The following is a 21,507-nucleotide window of genomic DNA, read 5'->3' as shown; positions in this document are numbered from 1 at the left end:
CTGTACTTGCTGGCATTGAACTCGCACTCGTTGCTACTGAAGTTACTTCACTAGCTGCTGAAGCGGTGCTGGCTGGCATTGAACTCGTACTCGTTGCCGTTGAAGGTGCTTCACTGGTTGTCGAAACTGTACTTGCTGGCATTGAACTCGCACTCGTTGCTACTGAAGTTACTTCACTAGCTGCTGAAGCGGTGCTGGCTGGCATTGAACTCGTACTCGTTGCAGCCGAGGTTGTTACACTAGGTGTCGAAGCGGTGCTGGCTGACGTTGAGCTCGTGCTCGTTGCTGCTGAAGTTGCTTCACTGGCTGTTGAAGCCGTGCTGGCCGACGTTGAACTCGTACTCGTTGCTGTCGAAGTTGCTTCACTAGCCGTCGAAGCTGTACTTGCCGGCATTGAATTCGTACTCGTTGCAGCTGAAGTTGCTTCACTAGCTACAGAAGCCGTGCTTGCTGGCATTGAACTCGTACTCGTTGCAGCCGAGGTTGTTTCACTAGCCGTCGAAGCTGTACTTGTTGGCATTGAGCTCGTGCTCGTTGTAGTCGTCGTCGGTGCAACTACCGAAGTTGCTTCAGAAGTTGATACAGAACTTGTTGGTGTTGTTGAGCTTGCCGAACTTGCCATCGATGTCGAGGATGAACTCGTACTAGTCGACTCAACTGCCGAAGTTGTGGTCGAACTAGTCGGTAAGGCTGCTGATCCAGTCATTGAACCGCTACTCGTCGGGCTAACAACCGTGGTTGTTGTAGTATCGGCAGCTTTAGCAGTCACTGGCTTAACCACTAATGCTGCCCCCAGTGCGCTTGTACCCACTAAGACAACTAATGCCGTGCACCACTGTTTACCAGCTTTATATAGTCGATAATGCATCCGAACCGTTTCGGATCGCTGTAATTGTTTAAAACGCATCCCAAACACTCCTTTTTTACCGTAAAATTTCCATGAAATAATTTCTAATTACTTTTTATCAAAAATGTTCCTGACTACCAATCAGCCACCTGAAAATGGCTCCTATATTCTCCAAAAATGCCGCCAAGTAGCTTTCTTTAGTTACTTGACGGCAACTTTAATCCACCCAAGATATGTCCCAACCTTCCAGAAAGTCTGCCATTGTAACTCGTCGTTCTGGCTAAATTCTGCACTTTTAAAATTGTCTAAATGACTTTAACCATGACTCCCCTCTTAAACTCGCAATCTGAAATTGCATCTTAGGTTTAACATGAGTTTATGCTTGCACCAATTGACTGCCCCGAAAAGCCATTAAAGTTCAGACCACTAGTTTGGCTTTCTGTTAGTCAACTTTACTTAATATTAGTAGTGACCTATCAATATTTTTATAGTCGAATCGTCATGATCCGTTCTAAAGGTCGTCCTACTTAATTAGTTGTCATAATTAAAACAATTTAAAAATCCCAATTAAACGCGCTTAGTGCCTATTATGTTTATTTTAATAAACTAGATAGTTAATTAGATTATTCGGATACTTTAGTAAGCCTCCTCTTGCTAAACTGATTTGATAAGTTTAACGGTCAAACTACTTTTAGTTTTCAAGTGATAATTCAGTCAATCACCTTAGTAATGCTTGCGACGCCGTAAAATTATATATTATACTGATACTCGTAAAGTAAATACATTGTAATCGATACTTTTTAATAACGACTATCGTTTAAGTACAATGGGGTCAAGGAGTCAATTTTATTTGGGGAAAAAATGAGATTGGGCAATTAAGTCCAATCTCATTTTTACGTTTTAATTTAATTCTGATGCTTTCGACGACGCATTCCAAGTCCACCTAAAGTCAAGCTTCCAGCCATAACTAATCCTAGCAAGGCCGTTAATGACCCAGATTGCTCGTCTGTTTGTGGTAAACTTTCACCCTTTGCAACTTTCAACGCCGCTTCAACGCGCGCTTTCAAGGCCGTCAATTTCTTGACTACCGCGGTATTACCTTCAGCTTGTGCCGTAGCAATCTCTTCGTCGATTTCCATTAAAATGGTGCTTTCATCTGTCACTTGTTTAGCAGCAGGTTCCGTCAGAATAGCATCAAATTCAGTTTCCAATTCGGCTTCTTCCTCAAATTCAGCTTGTTCTTCAATTGCTTGTTCTTCAGCTGTTTCCTCAGTTTCTGATTGTTCGTCAGCAAGTTCTTCCTGTTCTTCCTGTTCTTCCTGTTCTTCCTGTTCTTCCTGTTCTTCCTGTTCTTCCTGTTCTTCCTGTTCTTCCTCAGTCAACTCCTCTTCAGATTCGTCAACATCTGGTTGTTCGACATTGTTATCTTCCTCATCAGTTTCTTCTTCGTCTTCAAAGGAAGGCATTTCAACATCAATACTTGGATGAACAGGTTTGTCATATTCTGGTAATTCAACATTAATATCTGGCGTAACGGGTTTGTCTGTTCCTGGCATATCCACATCAATACCTGGTTTCCCTGGTTTATCTGTCCCGGGCATGTCTACATCGATACCAGGCTTTCCTGGTGTATCTGTACCGGGCATATCCACATCGATACCTGGCTTTCCTGGCGTATCTGTCCCAGGCATATCCACGTCAATTCCTGGTTTCCCTGGCGTATCTGTTCCAGGCATGTCTACGTCAATTCCTGGTTTCCCTGGCGTATCTGTTCCAGGCATGTCCACGTCGATACCAGGCTTTCCTGGTTTATCTGTTCCAGGCATATCTACATCGATACCTGGCTTGCCGGGTTTATCTGTCCCGGGCATGTCCACGTCGATACCAGGCTTTCCTGGTTTATCCGTCCCGGGCATGTCCACGTCAATTCCTGGCTTACCTGGCGTATCTGTCCCGGGCATGTCCACGTCGATACCAGGCTTTCCTGGTTTATCTGTTCCAGGCATATCCACGTCAATACCTGGTTTCCCTGGCGTATCTGTCCCGGGCATGTCCACGTCAATGCCTGGTTTCCCTGGCTTATCTGTCCCGGGCATATCTACATCGATACCTGGTTTCCCCGGTGTATCTGTACCGGGTTGGTCTGGGTTCTCTGGATTTTCTGGGTTCTCTGGATCAGTCTCGTTGTCAACATTGTCTTGTAAATCCCAACGGTGGGTTTCAGCATTAACAACGACTTTGTCAGCAATAATATTACCGTCTAAGTTTTGATTAGCTTTCACTTCAGCGGCTGGGGCCAAAACGCTACCTTGAAATGGCCGATCCACATTAATCGTGCCAGTCATTAATTTGTCGCTAGCAGTTGAATCAAAAAAGTTCCAGAGTAAATGGTTATCCCCAAAATCTTCGGTTTCCTTATTGTTCCGATCACTGCCATCATCATAAACCACTCTGATTTGTGAATTAATCCGATAGTCCTCGGCACCATCAGTATCAACATTAAAGATAACCGTATTTCCATCTTTGTCGGCGGATAATCCCTTAACCGTGAGTGGTGTACTGCCGGCCAAAACATCTGCGGATAAATTAATCACAATATGGCCATCTTTATCGGGCTTCAAATCAGTCACATCGATCACACGGTTATTCATATCTTCAAAATCGCTGTTCGTGTAGCTGGTTACTGGAGTTTGTTCGCTTAAACTAGCATTTAATTTTTCCAGCTTGGCAAATTCCTGATCAAAATCAAGATAAACTTTACCATCCTTATCCTGATAGACTTCTTCAGCTAACAAGTGGTCAATATCCACCCCGTCGACTTTCGGCCGATTAGGATTGCTGATATCGATATCAACATTTTGACCAAAGATAACCTTGTTAACCCGCGTATTCCCAGCCGAAACAAACGAACTATTCGCGATTGTCGCCACATTTTGAATATACGAAATATCTTTATCCAATAGTTCTTCAATAATGTTCGTCCCAAAGTTAACTTTACCGGATAATGTGCCGACTGCTAAGTTCCCATTCGTATGCGCATTGAGTTCAGCTTCACGGGCAAAAATGTGGAACTGTGACGAAATCCCAAGTAAGTTATGCAAATCTGCAAAGTCTTCCTCGGCCGTGCCGCCATCTTTGACAGCATCATTAGCTGTGGCAACTGGTGTCACCGCTGTACGAGCTAATTGCAAACGAGTAGTCTGACTCGTTTGCGGCACAGCAGTTTGCTTGCTGTCTTTGATGCTACTTGCTCGGTTGCTGTTGTTATCTTTAATATCACTTGATTGATCAGCCTGACTCTTTTGATCTGCTGAGACTGGTTGACTTGAACTAGCTTGTTTCTGTTCAGTAGCTGAAACTGAGTTGACTTTCGATGACGATGTCGCATCCCCATCAGAACTGGATTGTTCAACGCCTAATGAATCAGCTTGACCCTTAACCGACGTCTTAGTACTTTGTTCAGATGATGAATTAGTCGTCACCGTCGAACTAGCTTTACTAGTTGCCGTGGTGTTGGCTTGTTCGGTTGTTGAACTAACTTTTGCTGCACTGGTCGATGATGTCTGAACAGAACTATCATCACTGGTCGATGAAGACTGTTTCAAAACCTGCTGCTTATTATTGAGCTGGTCTCCTGCCGTCGTGGTTTCGCTTGAACTGGTCTGATCAGCCTTAGTGGTTGCCGTTGCCGCATTTGCGACCACGGTTGAACCGCCTAACGTTAACACAACAGCACATGCGAAGGCCCAGCGACGACCAATTTTATACATTTTAAAATGCGTCCGTTTACTTTCCATAATATCCCCCTAAAACAATCAATTATCCCTTGAAACTTTCTTATTTCAACTCTATTTTCACGCTTTTTATGTCAACATTCAATATTGAAAACGAATTTATTTATACCTATGCACAATTAAATTCATCGTTTAAAACGTTGTTATACCAACTGTAAAAGTCTTTTACTAATTGTATAGGACGACCACAATCTGCTTATACATTCAATTGAACTAATACTTACACCGAAAATTGGTTTTAACTGTATTTCATTGCACCACAAAAAGCCGATGGTCGTGTCCATCGGCAATAAATTATTCTAGGATTCGTCAAAAGCGATTATTAACTGGCTCTAACGAACAAAATCGATTATAACTGATGAAACGCGTTCCCGGTCAAGGGTTTTGTCAAACTTCAACGACTTTCCCCAATTCTTCACCGACCGTAACTTTGCCTGTCGCCGGTACTCGCAACCGTTTCACCTGATCCTTGGCATTAATCACAACCACCATGGTCGTTGTCGCTTTGCCAGCTTTACGAATCGCGGCCAAATCCATGATCGATAATGGTGTCCCGACTTCGACTTGATCGCCAACTTTGACTAGCGTCTGAAACGGATTGCCATTTAACTCAACCGTGTCAATTCCCATATGGATTAGAACTTCCAATTTATCAGCTTGGATGCCAATTGCATGCTTAGTTGGAAAGTAACTTGAAATCGTCCCAGCGATTGGACTAACGACTTGATTACTAGTTGGTTCAACCGCAAAACCGATGCCGTATGGGCCACGAGCATAAACGACATCTGAAACATCCTTTAAAGCCATGAGCTGACCATTCGTTGGTGCCACTAACGTTAACTTTTTCCGCTGATTAAATAATCCCATGAGAATTGCCCCCTTTGATTGGCTGTTGCTTTCAACACCTAAAGGATAATCTGTGGGACGCGTTTCAAGTCAAGCATTAATTTCAGCCTAGTCATCATGGACAATCTAAAAAGCCCCCCGAAGTTCGAATCTTCGAGGGACCTTCCTATTTAACGGCGTCGCTGCTTTGCTTTCGCTTGCCGAATAACTTGTTTCATTTCATTTTTACCGCCAAACAATCGATTAACTTTTTCAGTCTCACGTTGCCGGCTGGTCAGCCCATCGTAGGCCATTTCACGCTGTAATTTTTGATAGCTCGCCAACCGATCTTGGCTAAGCGTGCCAGACTTCAACGCTGCTTGAACAGCACAACCAGGTTCACTCGTATGCGTACAGTCGCGAAACTTGCACTGCATGGCTAGGGCTGCAATATCCGCAAATGTGCGGTCCAGATCACCAGTATATAATTGTAGTTCCCGCATGCCGGGAGTATCGATAACCATACCCCCTTGTGGCACGCGCAACAATTGGCGACTGGTCGTAGCGTGCCGGCCTTTGTCATCATCGGCACGAATCGTCTTAGTCGCCAACAACTCACGCCCTAACAGGTGATTGATCAACGTAGACTTACCGACACCCGACGACCCAATGAAGGCCACCGTTTTGCCGGCCGTGACATATTTTGCAACATCCTCATAACCCACGCCCGTTTTGGCTGAACAGGTAACCACATCCACGCCAAAACTCACGGCTGATAAGGCTGATAATTTTTCAGGTAAGTCATCGCACAAATCGGCCTTCGTCAAAACGATCACCGGCATCGCCTGACTATCCCAAGCCATCGTTAAATAGCGCTCAATCCGTCGCACGTTGAAGTTAGCATTCAATGACATGCAAATGAAGATCGTATCAATATTGGCCGCAATCACTTGTCCAGCCGACGAATTACCGACCGCCTCACGCGCTAAAACACTTTGGCGTGGCAATAAGTGTTGGATCACGGCGGTGTCTGTCGATGGCGTTAGCATGACCCAATCGCCCACGGCTGGAAAATCAGTGGCGGCCATCTTTTCATAAGAAAACTTGCCAGCAACTGTCGCTTGGCAGTCACCAGCGGTCGTGACGACCTGGTATAAATTACGATGCTGCGCTGTCACACGACCTAAAACTAGCCCTTCAAAGACCGCTGCCTGAGTATTTAAAGCTGTGGTTAAACCATAATCAATTAAATTAATTGTCAATTTTATTAAATCCTTTCGTAAATCGGTTACTTGCTTACCGGCTGACGAAAAAAAGCGTCCAGAACTTTGCTGGACGCTAAACGAACTAGGTGTTTGACCTAGTCGACCGTCTAACCAGCATTTGGGTACACCAAACAGAGCTGAAAGAATTCAGCACTTTTGGCACCCTAAAATGAGATGGTTAATTTCTGGCCGACATAGGCGACTCCTCTAAGATTTAATATCTAAAAGTTACCACGCAAACTGTTAAATTGTCAACTTGGGTTATTTTCGCAACAAAAAAATCGCCAAGCACTAATTGACAATTATTTGTCGGGTCAGTGCTTGGCGATTGCTAATTAAGTTCGTAAAATTTTAGCCATGGGCTTTCCTTTAGCCAGTTCATCAACTAGCTTGTCCAGGTAACGAATCTGTTGCATCAGCGGATCCGCGATGTCTTCAACCCGATACCCACAAATCATCCCAGTAATTTGCTTAGCATGCGGATTCAGTTGCGGTGCCTGTGCGAAAAACGTTTCAAAGTCGCGATTTTCGGTTAATGCCTGTTGTAAGCCAGCCTCACTGTAGCCCGTTAGCCAAGTGATCACCTCGTCGACTTCGGCTTGAGTCCGGCCTTTCTTTTCAACCTTAGTAACATACAGCGGATAGACCTTGGCGACTGGCATTTTGGCGATACGGGAATTGGGCATGGTGTAACCTCCTTTTATGACGAAACATGATGAAAAGTTAACGATTCAAGATTTTCCGTTCGTTCCACTTCTGCCTTAATCAGCTTGAATAAGCTATCCTGCTCCTTGCTCTGAACTCTCAAATTATTTTCAATCAGCGACAACGAGGATTTTCCTATGCCAATCAATTCAGCAAATTTATTCAATGAAATGCCAGTCTTTTCACGCACAGCTCTGATTTCTTCAGGTTGTAAATAGCCCTTTCGCTGTCGATAGACGCTAAAACTATTTTTTGAGTTTTCCATCGGGTTATCCGGATTTAACCATAACTCGCCGTCCGGACTACGCCAATAAACATTAGTCACTTCTAGATCATGGATTTCTCGAACACTAATCTTTTCACTTTTGACAACCTTGGTGTAGAGTTCCTTTTTATCTTTCTCAATATTGTAAAAAGTTTTAACTTGTTTTTTCATTACATGACCTCCACAGGCTGAGTTCACTTAACTATGAATCGTAATGGGTACTCGGCCGGATGAATCGAGATCCAAACAACAAGCCCAATCGGTCGATTCTGAAGCTGACTACAGCGAAATCATACCACAAGCTGTTTCTCGTAGAAAACACTAAGTCTTCAAAAAAGAGTACCTGCTTACACAGATACTCTCACAACGACCTTTTACCCAATCTCCGGATAAGTCTGCTCAAAATCAACCGCAGCGCCACGCAAATTAGCCTCATCCGTGTAAACACAGGGCACGACTTCCGGCTTGATTGACGCAATTGGGACTTGTTTACGGATCTTCGCAATTTCAGCTTCGATACCTGGAATCAAGGCTGGATTATTTGAAACGCCACCGCCAATCACAATCTTTTCTGGATCAAAACTATACTGTAAATTGTAAATGGTCGTTGCTAAGGTCCGATAGATGGTTTGGACTTCTTTACTTGCAGCCGCATCACCTGCCGCGGCCAATTCGAACAACTGCTTGCCATCGATTGATTCAGCCTCTGGATTAGCTGCTTGATAGCGACGCAATGCATTCGGTACGGTGCCGACTTCACTCACCGTATTCTTGGCAGTTGCCATCATGAATCCAAATTCACCACCGAATAAATGCGCGCCATGCCAAATCCGATGGTTAAAAATCAACGAGCCACCAACGCCTGTGCCAACGACTAAGAAGGCCAAACTGTCGGCACCCGCTCCGGCACCACTCGCAAGTTCAGCTAAAGCGGCGCAGTTGGCATCATTTTCCATGCTAACTGGCAGCCCAAATTTTTCTGATAGTTCTTTTTGAATCTCAAAATTATGAATATATGGAATTGCACTTGCGCCACCAACGACACCGGTCTTCTTATCTACTGCCCCGGGTGAACTGATGCCGACACCGACAATTGGCACCTGCGTTTTCATCTGATTGACTTCAGCCGTCAACAACTCAAAAAAGTCTGCCCGCGTTTTTGGTGTTGCGATTGCATGATGATGTTGCAAGTTCTCCCCATCCCAAACAGCAAACTTGATGGTCGTCCCACCGATATCAACTAGTCCTAATGATTTCATGATCATTCCTCCATTGTTTCGTTACAGCATCGAATTGATACCGCTTTCTTTAATTAGAATTGTAGCATTAATTCGACCTACTTTTCAGCGCTTTTCAACAAAAGACTATACATTTAATCAAAAATAAAGACGGCGCCAGTCGAAACCCACTGACACCGCCAATTTAGTTAACCTTTAATGCTGTTGCTTACGTTTAGTCTGAACTGCTTCGAATCCCAACAAACCAAGCAATAAGAACCCAGCAACTGTGCTCAACAAACTAGGTTGCTCACTGGTTTGTGGTAAGGCTGCTGGCACACTGACTGGTTTAAGATTCCCCGGTCGTTGCTGATTTTCCGTGATTAAATTTATCCCAGGTAAATCTGGTTGACCCACATTTGGTTGATCAGGATTAATCACATCTGGCTCCTCTGGATCAACCACGTCAGGCGTCTCTGTATCTGGTTCGCTCGGCACCGTGGCAGCCAATTGATAATAAACTGGTACCTCAAGGTCAAAGTTCCCCGCATAATCTGCCGAAATAAACTTAGCCGCGACGACTGCCAAACTTGGCCGCTCATAGCCCAACTTCGTTAAATTTGGACTCGTGACCGCAGCCAACGTTTGATTACCCTGACCACCCACGACCCAAGCTTTAGCAGCATCCGTGGTATCTACTTTGCCATCACCAGTCGTATCATAACCCAACAATGCTTGGGTCACCTGATCAACAATCCCCGTCCGCAAATAGCTGACCCGTTGGACGACCGGCGCAGCCAAAACTTGATGGCTGTCTTTGGCCAAATACCGAATGGTCCGAACAACGGTCTTGACGTTCGTGGTCGTCCCTAACTGATGTGCGTAAGTGACGTTCAAGACGATATCCTGACCAGCAGCATCCGCTGCACTGACTGCTTGTGCGGTCACTTTAGCGACTGATGGTGCGCGATAACCTAATTGTTGCAGGTCTGGACTCGTTACGGCCGTAAAGGTGTCCGAGCCAGCCACACGCCAAGCTGTCGCAGCATCTTGCGAATCAACTTGACCATCACCGGTCGTATCATAACCGAGTACCTGTCCATTAACTGCATCCACTACCTCAGTTAGGTGATAGCTGACAGTTTGCACATTGGGTTGAACCAGCACAGCCGAGGTTTCTGCATCCAAATAGTGAACCGTCCGCTGCAAGTGCCGCGTTTGCTGGGCCGTTTTAGTGGCATGACCGTAATGAACTTCAACTGGGATCAGCAACGCCCCCGCATAGTCACTTCCAATCACTTGTGACGCAACCTGCGCGATTGAAGCCGTCGTGTAACCATGGCTAGTCAAATCAGGACTCGTCACCGCCGCCAAGGACTCAGAACCAGCTACCAACCAAGCGTGCGTGGCGTCTTGGGTGTCGACCATACCGTCACCCGTCAAATCATAACCTAACAGTTGCCCCGTGACCGTATCAAACACGCTAGTCCGCGTTTGAGCAACACTTTGCGCGACTGCCGGTGCAACTGTGCCATGCGTTTGCCGGTCAACATACGTAATAGTCCGCTTGATTTGCCGTTGTTCAGCTGCCGTCCGCGTATCATGCGCATAAGTCACTGTCAGAATTAGATTGGGCTCGCCAGCGTAATCGCTAGTAATCGTTTGACTTGGAACCACCAACTGTGATGCTGGCAAATAGCCCTGCGCACTGAAATCAGGACTCGCCACCGTTGGTAAAACGGTTGTCGACACTGGTGTCCACGCGCTATCGCCATCCGTCGTATCGGCCACGCCATCACCGGTCAAATCGTAACCGAGCAACTGACCCGTGACTAAATCAATGATTGCTTGTCGTTGATGACTAACCGTTTGGACTACTGGCGACTTGAGTGCGGCCTTAGACTCGGCATCCAAATAATGAATCGTCCGAGTGACTGTTTTCACTTGGCAATCAGACCGCGTCCGGTGCGCATAATGGACTGTGACTAAAATATCATCACCGGCAGCCGCTTGCGCATCGATGGTTTTTTCGGCCACCATCGCTGGTACCGGTGCTTGATAACCTAGCTTGCCAAAGTCCGGACTGACAACGGCAGCTAAAATATCCCCCGCTGGTGACACAACCCAAGCGGAGTCCCCATCCGCCGTATCAACTTGACCATCGCCGGTCGTATCATAGCCGAGCACGTTGCCGGTCACCTGATCCACGAGTGCCGTCTGCGCGTAGCTCACTTCTTGATTAATAGCTGGTTGCAACCCTTCGCCAGACTCAGCGTCTAAGTAGTTGATGGTTCGTTGCAACGTCCGTTGACTCACTTGTGCTTTAGTGGCGTGCGCATAAGTGATGACGACCGGAATCGTCAATACGCCAGTATAAGTGCCGTCAATCACGATTGCTGCCACCCCAGCCTGACTAGGACTTAAGTAACCCAAATGACGATAATCTGGGCTCGTGACGGCTGCCAATGTATTGTCACCGATAACGACCCAGGCAGCGTTGGCGTCCTGCGTATCAATCTGGCCGTCACCAGTCGTGTCATAGCCAAGAACTTGGCCCGTGACCTGATCGATAATTGCCGTTTGCGCCTGTTGCACGATTTGACTGATTGGCCCGTCTTGAATATCGGCTTGGGTTTCCGCATCCACAAAATTAATGGTGCGCTGAATCGCTCGATAATTGAGTATTGGTGCAGTGGCGTGCGCATAGGTGATCACAATTGGTTCCACGGTACCGTCCGTGATATCGGCCGCGGATAACACTTTTGCGGCAACTTTCGCCTGTGATGGCCCCTGATAACCGTTAATTGTGAAATCCGGACTCGTTACGGCCGCAAGTGTGGCACTGGTGCCATTCAAAAACCAGGCCGCATCAGCATCCGTGGTATCAACTTGACCGTCACCGGTCGTATCATAGCCCAACAGATCGCCAGTATATTGATCAATCAGTGCCACGCGTTGGTACGCAACTGTCTGTATGATTGGCGTTACTAAGTCGGCGTGGTTTTCTGCATCCTGGTACGCAATCGTCCGTTGATAAACGCGCTTTTCCGTTTGAGGTGTTAGCCGTAAGATCCAAACATAGGTGTCACCCATCGTTGGCCCATCGAAATTGGCAACTAGCCCTACTGAATCGTAATCGTATTGACCAGTTGGATCAGCAATTGTGCCAGTTCCCACATTTTGCCAATGACCACGCGTAACTGGGTCAGATAAGCTGGTATCAGTTAAGTTGGTCATCCCTTTACCAAGAACTAAAACACGTAATTTTGGTAAATTGAGTAACAGATTGACTTGAGTCGTTTCCGCTTTCGTCGAGAAAGAACTCAAATCCAAGGCTGTCAGGGCTGCGTCAGCACTAATCATGAACGCCATGTTAGTGACATTTGAGGTATCAAAATGGCTTAAATCCAGCGATTGTAGCTTATCCATACTATTAAACATCGATGACATATCCGTGACGCGACTCGTGTCAAAGCGGCTCAAATCAAGAGTAGTCAAATTAGCCATTCCTGAAAACATGTTAGTCATACTTGTCACTTGGCTAGTATCAAAGTGACTAAGATCCAAACTAGTCAAATTTGACATAGAGGCAAACATTGAAGCCATTGAGTTGGTGTGGCTTGTATCAAAGTGGCTGACATCAATGGCTGTTAAACTGCTTGTACCAGTCAACAGATTATCCATTGTCGTCACCTTAGTTGTATCAAAGTGACTCAAATCTAAGGCTTTTAATGATTTGTCACCCGCAAACATCGCACCCATATTCGTCACATTTTGAGTATTGAAACTGTCGCTGAGATCAAGATCGCTTAAGTTGGCCATGTTCAGAAACATCCCAAACATTGTGGCTACTTGACTCGTGTCCCATTTAGATAAATCCAGTTGCTGCACCTGTTGGACATCGTTAAACAAATATTGCATGTTGGTAACTTTATCCGTTCGAAAGCCACTCACATCCAATGATTGTACGGCACTTACACCGTCAAACATACCAGACAGATCAGTTGCACTTTCGGTATTAAAGCTAGCCACATTTAATTGCGTCAAACTACTATCACCCTTAAACATCATCGTAAAGGACGTCACATTTTGGGTTTGCCAACCAGATAGATCCAACTCCTTCAAACTTTTCAATTTATAAAAGGTATTGTACATGGTCGTAACCTTACTCGTATCCCAATTAGGACCAGTGACAATCAAACTTTCTAAAGCGGCATCATTCACAAATGTCCCAAATAGACCGGTAACGTTGTGCGTATCGAAACCAGATAAATCCAAGCTCTTAAGAGAAGGATCATTAGCAAACATAAACGACATATCGGTTACCGCACTCGTATCCAAATTTTCCAGTCCACTAATACTCGTGACATTCGGCATATCCTTGAAAATTTCACCAGGCGCTGATGCTAATTTTAATTTATCGGTAATCGCCATCGTTTTAACGGCAGTTAAGTCAATTGGAATGGCGCTGGTTGAGTAAGGCAGATTCCCGCCTCCAACACTCAGCGCCCCCGTCCCTTCATCGAAATTCCAACTAACATCACCCAACGTCCCAGTTGATTTTGGCGCAATATCTCGCACCATTGCTTGCGGTGTCAATTCGTTGGACCGCTGTAATTCAGCTGGCGTGGGACTATCTTTTGGCTTAATGACTGGCTTCAGACTTACCCCTGCCGGCGCTTGACTAGAGACTGCTACATTAGGGGCTGTGGCACCAACGTTATCAACGGAACCAACTGTTACTGGCGCGATTGCAACCTGAGCAGCGTCTGATGACTTAGATTGGTCTGTTGCTTGTCTCCCAGTCGTTTCTGGTTGTTTAGCCGGCGTTATGATTGGTTTTTTAGTTGTTTTACCACCTATTGCAGTATTGTACTGATTATGATCAATTTCAACAGAGGTCACGGCTGACGACTGCTTTACCTTGGTAACAGCTGTTTCACTTATTGCCGATTTAGAAGTCGACTTTTGGACTTCGGAAGATCGCGAGTCTTTTTTGGCCAAAAACTGATCGTGTGAACTGGCCGGTTGACTCGTCGCTGAAATTGACGAACTAGCCGCACTTGTCGAAACACTCGAACTGGCTGCACTTAACGCCGAACTAGACTGGCTTACCGAAGGGCTTGCGTTCGAACTAGCCCTCGTCACATTTGAACTTGAACTAGTCTTTTTAGGCTGGATAACCACTTGCTTTTCTGGTTTTGGCAATGGCATATCTTCAACAATTGGTGCTTTAGCTACTGGTTTCGCCTCAGTGTCCGCCTGTGCCAATAGTTGTTGCCCCTGAACTGCTAACAAAGTTATTCCTGCAAGCAGCCATAGCTTACCATGCTTGTACATCTTATAATGTAACTTAGCGTCCCGATTCGTACGCATAACACCGATCTCCTCTTTTTTATTCATTCAAATTACCGCACATATAGGTAACCCCGTTAACTACATGTGACGGTTTTATTGTAGTTCGCTCACAAATAAATTAACAGAATTAACGGTTACTAATATTTTTAGTTGCCACTAGCCAAAGTAAACCTCAACAATCTGAATAGCTTCAGCTAAAACCGGCACAAAAAAAGCCAGCTCTAAAACGGCCAATGACCGTGACAACGAGCTAGCTTTAAAGGTTGCTAATTTAATCTTCGTCTTCAACCGCTGAGGATTCTTCCTGTTTAGCAGTAGCTTGTTGCATCTTGCCTAACACACCGCGGGCAATCGGGCCCACGATAATAAGTTGTAAGGGTAGAGCAACAATCAAGTTAAAAATCCAAGTATGACCATAGGTAGCTAAAACGTGCGCCCCAGCCAACTTACCTTCCACCGCAATCCCAAAGAGGGACATGCAAGTTACCATGCCAAGCACCATCAAAACTGAAATCGTAATCCCAATTAAGACAGTGTTTTTCCGCATGTAATCATTAATGATATATTTGAAAGCTAATCCTTTTGCAATTGGCCCAACGACCAACAGATCTAAAATGATTGCTACGACTAAACCAAGAGGATATCCACTTAAAATTGCAAGGATCAAACCATTGCTGAAGCCTTGCGCCATCGCGACATTGTACGCAGTCATGACAAACACCATCAGTCCCGCCATAATCGCTGTGAACACTACTTCTTCTTTTAAATTACGTGGCATAATATTAACACACTCCTAGATTTAGTTTCGAGTGTTCACTATACACGCTAAACTTGACGTTCGTAAGTAACAATTAGATGACAAATTATAGAGCGGTTTCATTTTTCGGCCCCAAAAAAGATCAGAACTCGTATTGGTCGTCCCGATCCGATGAATATTAGGATTTAGTTTTCTGCAGCCACACGTAGCTTAGTCTGCATACTTCCCAATCACAGGCAACTTTTTCAAAACGCTGCGACCATGTGGTGAATGGGTGTCAATCACTGCTGTTAATTCTTGACCAGCTAAATTACCGTGGTGCTTGCCACCAGCCCAAGCATCAACGCCAGTCACATCATAGACCACCCCGTCGACTGCGACATAGGCTGGTTGACCATTTTGGCCGTCAAATTTTGCTAATTCGGCCTTGTTAAAAGTTGCTTCACTCATCACGAATCACTCCTCTTCAATTTACGCTTATAGTAAACTGAACTGCCAAATAAAAGCAAGCAATCCGCTTCCAATTTTCACTCTCTGCAGCCATGGTTAACCTAACAAAACTAACGAAATTGGCAATCACTGCTCGACAACTGTGTGCGATAACTGTTGCTGGGTCGTGCCGATTGCCAATCTAACTTGGTCACGTGAACCCCCGTTGGCGTGACCAGCTGGTTGGAACCCTAACCTTTTGACCGCTATGAACCCGACTGCCAAAAACCAACCTAATAATCACCGCCGCTTAATGCTGCCACATTAATTGATGCTAGCTCGGATTCAAAACTAGCACTCGGTTCAATGATTATCTATGCGTTTGGCTGCTGAATCGCCACTAAACTTGACCAACGTCGTTTTCCCCAAAATGCCGTTGCCCCAAAATGCGCTATTGCTAACGCAAAACCCTCAGCCACTTGCTATCCACCCATCAACTGAGATCGACCACTAGCTGGTTCAATCGAGACCCCTCTACGATTTCCTGCTGGCTGATTAGCTTGACTGGACGATATTCCTATCTTCCACGCATTTCATTAATCTCGTGACACTTAATATGGTCACCCCAAGACACGGGTCAACTCAGTTGTGGGAACTGTCGGTGGGCCAATTGCCGCCAGCCAGTGATTACCTGCCATGTCGCGGGACAGCTTCATATCGACATTGCCTTCTGGCACAATTCGGTGAGTCGCCGTGAAAAAAAGCCTTTGTAGCCGCATGAATGCGTGCAGCACATGACTCGGCACGGTCGTTTTTTGCCGGTTCAACCGAGCCAATCTCAGCTTAATGACGGCAATCACCTGTCCGGTCGTGACCCAGTCGCCAACCTTCACCGCGAGCCTGATGGCCGTCTTGAATTTTTCTGGTAACGTGACGCTAAACTGAATCACCGTTTCCAGACCATTGACTGTTCGCACACCGATACGGCGCTGATCTGCCGCAATTGTGGTCACCTGTCCAACCGCCGGCGCGACCAAGCGATCTGTCGCCGGTAACAAGAGGTCAGTCGCACTTCTCAAGCCACACGAAAAAACCGTATCGGCAACCGTGGTCAGCCTGATATGCTGACCAGCGACCGGTGCGACGACTGGCACTAAACTACTCGTTGTGATTACTCCGTTGTTCATCGTTTTACTCCTTGAACTGTGATTGATCCCTGATTGCTCAATTCATGAGATACTTTTCACAGCTCCAATTGCGTGACTTTCCCTTTCAGATTAGTTAAATATGTTGATTGTTGACGCTTTCAGTACTGACTTTACCACATTTTGAGCAAGCAGGTTAGATTAATTAACTGATTCGATAAGGTTTACACTTGTTAACGTTGGTTTATAAAAACAATTAACAAACGATGCTCAATTAAACGCGTATTTTACGGTCGGTCGCGTTAGTTATCCCCCTAAACACAAACCTAGCTAAAAAGTTGTCGTTTTTTATAAGGCATACCTAAAAATTATATTATTTATATCAAACTCAGCGTAGAATGAGGCTGTTTTAAAGATAGAAAGGTGGTCTGCATCGTGGGGAAAGCAAAACGGCAACACAAATTAATTGAGTATGCCAATGGCCCATCACTAGAAGAAATCAATGGTAAGATCGACGTACCCAAGAACATTGGATTCTGGCGCACCTTATTCGCTTACTCGGGGCCAGGTGCCTTGGTGGCAGTCGGTTACATGGATCCTGGGAACTGGTCAACTTCAATCACCGGTGGTCAAAATTTCCAATACTTGTTGATGTCTGTCATCTTGATGTCAAGTTTGATTGCGATGCTGTTACAATACATGGCGGCTAAACTTGGCATCGTGACACAGATGGATCTGGCGCAAGCCATCCGTGCCCGTACTGGAAAATCGCTGGGCATTGTCTTATGGCTGTTAACTGAATTGGCGATCATGGCGACTGACATTGCCGAAGTTATCGGCGCGGCGATTGCGTTATATTTACTTTTTCATATTCCACTAGTCATTGCGGTCTTTATTACCGTCTTTGACGTCTTGTTACTTCTATTATTAACTAAAATTGGCTTCCGAAAGATTGAAGCGATCGTGGTTTGTTTGATTTTAGTCATCTTACTCGTCTTTGTTTATCAAGTCGCCTTGTCCAATCCTAATTGGGGGCAAGTCTTTGCCGGCTTAGTGCCAACCAGTGAGACCTTTTCAAATAGTCGCACCGTTGCCGGGATGACCCCGATGAGTGGTGCCCTTGGGATCATTGGCGCGACGGTCATGCCACACAATCTCTATTTACATTCGGCCATTTCACAGACGCGTAAAATTGATCATAGTGATCCAGACGACGTTGCCCGCACGGTGAAATTCGCTAGCTTGGATTCCAATATCCAACTGACCGCCGCCTTCTTTGTGAACGCGCTCCTCTTAATTATGGGGGTTGCTGTTTTCAAGACCGGTGCCGTCAAAGATCCATCATTCTTTGGGTTATATCAAGCCTTATCGAATACGTCAACTTTGAGTAACGGCTTATTGATCGATGTTGCACGGTCCGGCGTACTGTCAGCATTATTTGCGGTCGCGTTGCTCGCTTCTGGTCAAAATTCGACCATTACTGGGACACTAACGGGGCAAGTCATCATGGAAGGCTTTGTGCACATGCGGATGCCATTATGGTTACGACGCTTAGTGACGCGTTTACTTTCCGTCATTCCCGTCCTGATCTGCGTCATGCTTACGAGTAGTAAATCCGCCATTGCGGAACATGAAGCCCTGAACGATTTAATGAATAATTCTCAAGTCTTCTTAGCCTTTGCGCTACCATTTTCAATGTTACCGTTACTCATGATGACCGACAGTGCCGCTGAAATGGGCAAACGGTTCAAGAATACGCTTTGGATTAAAGGCTTAGGCTGGTTATCTGTCATCGGACTGACTGGACTAAACTTGATTGGGCTCCCCTCGCAAGTTGAAGGCTTTTTCGGCAGTAATCCGACTAAAGGCCAAACCAGCATCGCCGACGCAATTGCCTGGGTGCTAATCGCAGCCATCATTGCGTTACTCACTTGGACAGTGATTGAATTGCATCGTGGCAACCAACGTTACATTGCACAACAAGCTGCTAAAGATTAAGATTTCAAAAAAGGGCGCGTGACTATCACAACTAGATAATCACGCGCCCTTTGTGTGTCATAACGTCCCATTTTGAGCCTTTTAAGAAAACTCAAAACTCATGTCCTGATTGCGCTGTACCTTTATTTTGATGTTCACTCTCGTTCTGTTTGAGCCGTTCTGCTAGCATTTGATCAAGCTCTGCAGTTGTTGGCTTAATAATCCCACCTAATAAAGTCTTTCTTCTAGCCTTTTCATATAGTTCCGCCATCGTCGGCGCTTTTAGCTTCTGCATATTCTTCACTCCATTTAATTAGCAAACGAATAAAAATCAGATTATCGTTGTTTAATTGTATAACCAGTTTACTACGTTGATTTTTCACAGCTTAAGAATAACATAGGCGCACTCAAAAGGCTGTACATTCTATAAAAACGAAATACTTTTTTGAATATCAATACCACACCGATTGGAACCAATTAAATCCCAGTAGAAATTATTGTGACCTTTTAGTGACTCAAATCTTATCCTTTTACTAAGAGCGACAAGAAACGTTAAAGCTCTGGCGAAAACCAACGACAATCCGGCATTCTATTGTACGCTAGTAACCAGTTATTCAATTACTGACAATCATCTCGGAGGTGGTCAAATGCGCTGGGAACCCCTACTATTTATTTTTCTTATTACTGGCTTAATTGCGTTAGCCATACTTGCGACTGGTCCTAAACGTCGCTGTTTAGCCTTCTTAATTCTCGGCTATTGTACCAGTTTAGCCACGATTCTATTTTCCCCAATTTCCGTTTCTGGGACGGCCCTCTACCTCATGCCACTCGGGACGGGGCAAGTGAACCTGACACGCTTGGCCTTTGCAAACTTAGGCTTTCTTGAAAATATCATTTTAACGATACCGTTAGGCTTAATCCTAAAAACCACTCTGCCAAAATGGCCCCTATTAGGGGTTGCTTTGACTGGGTTATTCATTGGTAGCGGAATTGAAATAACCCAATACTTTTTATCACACGATTTCTTGATCAATCGAAGTAGTGATATCAACGACGTCTTAGCCAATGCACTTGGTATTCTGATTGGTGGTATCTTAATGGCGAGTTATCAACGTATTCGGCTGGTCCACCACAAACGAACTGCCCACCAGCTCGCTTCATAATTTGAGTAATTGGCGTTTCAACAATTAAAATAAGCTACCCTATTTTAAATTATTACGACTCAAAAAGAGGCCCCCCAAAAATGAGGTGACCCCTTTTTTTAATTCTCAATTTTTAGGCTAGACTAAGTCGGAAAATAAGATTTTAGACCAATCCCCCATTAAAATAAGCTCGGTCCATCGTGCCACTCACAAACTCTCACTTAACCTAATGATACTTAGTATGCGCCTAGCTTGATACGCCAATTTATTAATTTAAACAATTGACTAATCACTTAAAGCAGTTGATTAGCTGTAGGTTGTTGTTGATGGCATCGGTCGTGTGGGTGGCGTTTGACCGGCGCTTTTCCGGTCTTACACCACGGACCGGCCGGGAGATTGGCGGATTGTGCAAGGCTTCCGGGCGAGGGGCAAGACGTTTCTCAGGCTTGACCCGGTCCCTCGACCGCATGTTATCAACAACAACCGGAAGCGACAACTATCAACTATCTTTCAAAGTGGGATGGACCAGTTGTTTTCAATCTTTTGCTATTAGCCTAAAGCAAGGGCCAACCAGCTCCGTTACAGAGTTAGTTGGTCCTTTTACACCTCATTATTTTAACTAAAAGCTGTGATTAATCAGAGGTGATCTGCATCCGACCATTCCGCTTCGAATGGTAAAGATTCTGGTCGACTCGATTATAGAAGTCAACTGGCGTCGCATCTTGTTTAGATAACGACGAAACCCCAACTGAAATCGTAATTGGAATCTGTTGATCGCCAAAATTAACGCTCAAGTGATTCAACGCTAAGAAGATTTGGCGCACGATGGCTTCCGTGCTGGCTAAATCATAACCTGGGAAAAGAATATTGAATTCCTCGCCACCGGTTCGATAGAGCGTGACCTTATTATCATTAGCGTCAATTACCGTCTGTACGACATCCGTCACATGCTGCAACACCCGGTCACCTGCTAAATGACCGTACGTGTCGTTGACATGCTTAAAGTGATCAATGTCGAACATCATCATCGACAATTTTAAGTTGTTTTTCGAGCTATCTTCGAAGAGATACTTGATTTCACCAGTATACGCTGCGAAATTCTCCGTTTGCGTGAGCGCGTCGTGACTGGCAAATTGCGCTAACCGCAGCTTAAATTCACTATCACGCGTCAACATGCTGACGTAAGCATAGAGTAAAATTTCGAAAATAACCAAATAGATCCATTCTTGCCAGAACGTATTCCAGCTCAAACTAAATTTAACTTTCATCCACAGCCAGAGCACGCCGCCATACGGAATACCCGTGCATAGATAATAGATCCAAGCATGTGCCTTGCCTTGGGAATGGATTCGGATGTAGTTCATCGTCCAGAACAGCGCAACCATCGTAATCGCGTAGCCCCATGATTCCCAATAAGTAATCGATTGGTTGAAGACCATGTACACTAAGACTACTGGAAACAGTAGATAGTATGGAATGTGAATATTCAAAAAATACCCGCAGAAGATCAGCGCAATTAATTGAAAATTCATAAACTGCCATGAATCCGCCTTACCCACAATCAGTGTTTGCAGACTAAACACAAACACCAACATATACAAAATGCCATGCCAAGAATTGATGACGTCATCGTCCACATCAATGTGATGCGCATGGAAAAACGCCGTAATCCAATTAAACAGGACCCAATACAGCGTCAACACGCCAAGGATGAAGAAAATACTAGTTACAAATGGTGGTACCCGCCAGTAAGCCCAAGTCATATATCGTTATCCTTCCCG

The 21,507-nt window shown here is 45.2% G+C and carries 15 protein-coding genes; 2 read left to right on the top strand and 13 right to left on the bottom strand.

The genetic code is table 11. From position 1 onward, the window contains the following. The 11 genes from FFM70_RS14115 to FFM70_RS06200 all read right to left on the bottom strand — a co-directional run. On the bottom strand, nucleotides 1-868 hold an 868-nt coding region (locus FFM70_RS14115; RefSeq protein ID WP_223877449.1), incomplete at its 3' end, for a KxYKxGKxW signal peptide domain-containing protein. An 884-nt stretch (nucleotides 869-1,752) separates the two neighbouring features. Beyond that, nucleotides 1,753-4,644: a collagen-binding domain-containing protein gene (locus tag FFM70_RS06245; RefSeq protein WP_223877448.1), complete on the bottom strand. Its 2,892-nt coding sequence runs from the start codon at nucleotides 4,642-4,644 to the stop codon at nucleotides 1,753-1,755. Between the two features lie 384 nt (nucleotides 4,645-5,028). Next, complete coding sequence (locus tag FFM70_RS06240; RefSeq protein WP_137615985.1) at nucleotides 5,029-5,508, bottom strand: PTS sugar transporter subunit IIA; 480 nt, start codon at nucleotides 5,506-5,508, stop codon at nucleotides 5,029-5,031. Between the two features lie 149 nt (nucleotides 5,509-5,657). Next, entirely contained in the window at nucleotides 5,658-6,728 is a 1,071-nt protein-coding gene (rsgA, locus tag FFM70_RS06235) for a ribosome small subunit-dependent GTPase A (protein WP_137615984.1), read from the bottom strand. 338 nt (nucleotides 6,729-7,066) lie between these two features. After that, complete coding sequence (locus FFM70_RS06230; protein ID WP_137615983.1) at nucleotides 7,067-7,417, bottom strand: DUF2200 domain-containing protein; 351 nt, start codon at nucleotides 7,415-7,417, stop codon at nucleotides 7,067-7,069. A 14-nt stretch (nucleotides 7,418-7,431) separates the two neighbouring features. After that, a complete protein-coding gene (locus FFM70_RS06225) occupies nucleotides 7,432-7,872 on the bottom strand; it encodes a helix-turn-helix domain-containing protein (protein WP_137615982.1) in 441 nt (146 codons plus the stop codon). A 203-nt stretch (nucleotides 7,873-8,075) separates the two neighbouring features. Further along, nucleotides 8,076-8,960, bottom strand: coding sequence for an ROK family protein (locus FFM70_RS06220; protein WP_137615981.1), 885 nt, complete (start codon nucleotides 8,958-8,960; stop codon nucleotides 8,076-8,078). Nucleotides 8,961-9,134: 174 nt separating this feature from the next. Then, nucleotides 9,135-14,294 carry a mucin-binding protein gene (locus FFM70_RS06215; protein ID WP_171002312.1) on the bottom strand — a complete coding sequence of 1,720 codons (5,160 nt, stop codon included), beginning with the start codon at nucleotides 14,292-14,294 and terminating at the stop codon, nucleotides 9,135-9,137. 253 nt (nucleotides 14,295-14,547) lie between these two features. Then, nucleotides 14,548-15,054 carry a DUF2798 domain-containing protein gene (locus tag FFM70_RS06210; protein ID WP_137615980.1) on the bottom strand — a complete coding sequence of 169 codons (507 nt, stop codon included), beginning with the start codon at nucleotides 15,052-15,054 and terminating at the stop codon, nucleotides 14,548-14,550. A gap of 189 nt (nucleotides 15,055-15,243) precedes the next feature. Then, the gene (locus FFM70_RS06205; protein ID WP_137615979.1) at nucleotides 15,244-15,483 is read right to left on the bottom strand and encodes a cytochrome b5 domain-containing protein; all 240 of its coding nucleotides are present in this window, start codon (nucleotides 15,481-15,483) and stop codon (nucleotides 15,244-15,246) included. A 599-nt stretch (nucleotides 15,484-16,082) separates the two neighbouring features. Next, nucleotides 16,083-16,649, bottom strand: a complete 567-nt coding sequence (locus tag FFM70_RS06200; RefSeq protein WP_137615978.1) for a PTS glucose transporter subunit IIA — start codon at nucleotides 16,647-16,649, stop codon at nucleotides 16,083-16,085. A gap of 393 nt (nucleotides 16,650-17,042) precedes the next feature. On the opposite strand from FFM70_RS06200, the gene FFM70_RS06195 reads away from it, so the two are divergent. Continuing rightward, the gene (locus FFM70_RS06195) at nucleotides 17,043-18,605 is read left to right on the top strand and encodes an Nramp family divalent metal transporter (protein ID WP_223877447.1); all 1,563 of its coding nucleotides are present in this window, start codon (nucleotides 17,043-17,045) and stop codon (nucleotides 18,603-18,605) included. Nucleotides 18,606-18,696: 91 nt separating this feature from the next. Here FFM70_RS06195 and FFM70_RS06190 read toward each other — a convergent pair whose 3' ends face one another. Then, entirely contained in the window at nucleotides 18,697-18,879 is a 183-nt protein-coding gene (locus FFM70_RS06190) for a hypothetical protein (RefSeq protein ID WP_137615976.1), read from the bottom strand. A 352-nt stretch (nucleotides 18,880-19,231) separates the two neighbouring features. Here FFM70_RS06190 and FFM70_RS06185 point away from each other — a divergent pair, with 352 nt between their 5' ends. Further along, nucleotides 19,232-19,747 carry a VanZ family protein gene (locus FFM70_RS06185; RefSeq protein ID WP_137615975.1) on the top strand — a complete coding sequence of 172 codons (516 nt, stop codon included), beginning with the start codon at nucleotides 19,232-19,234 and terminating at the stop codon, nucleotides 19,745-19,747. A gap of 611 nt (nucleotides 19,748-20,358) precedes the next feature. Here the strand turns inward: FFM70_RS06185 and FFM70_RS06180 are convergent. Further along, the gene (locus FFM70_RS06180; protein ID WP_137615974.1) at nucleotides 20,359-21,489 is read right to left on the bottom strand and encodes a GGDEF domain-containing protein; all 1,131 of its coding nucleotides are present in this window, start codon (nucleotides 21,487-21,489) and stop codon (nucleotides 20,359-20,361) included. Nucleotides 21,490-21,507: the final 18 nt, after the last annotated feature.

Source organism: Lactiplantibacillus nangangensis, from assembly GCF_005405065.1.
GTDB classification, from domain to species: Bacteria; Bacillota; Bacilli; order Lactobacillales; family Lactobacillaceae; genus Lactiplantibacillus; species Lactiplantibacillus nangangensis.
This window is presented reverse-complemented; position numbering and strand designations above follow the sequence as displayed.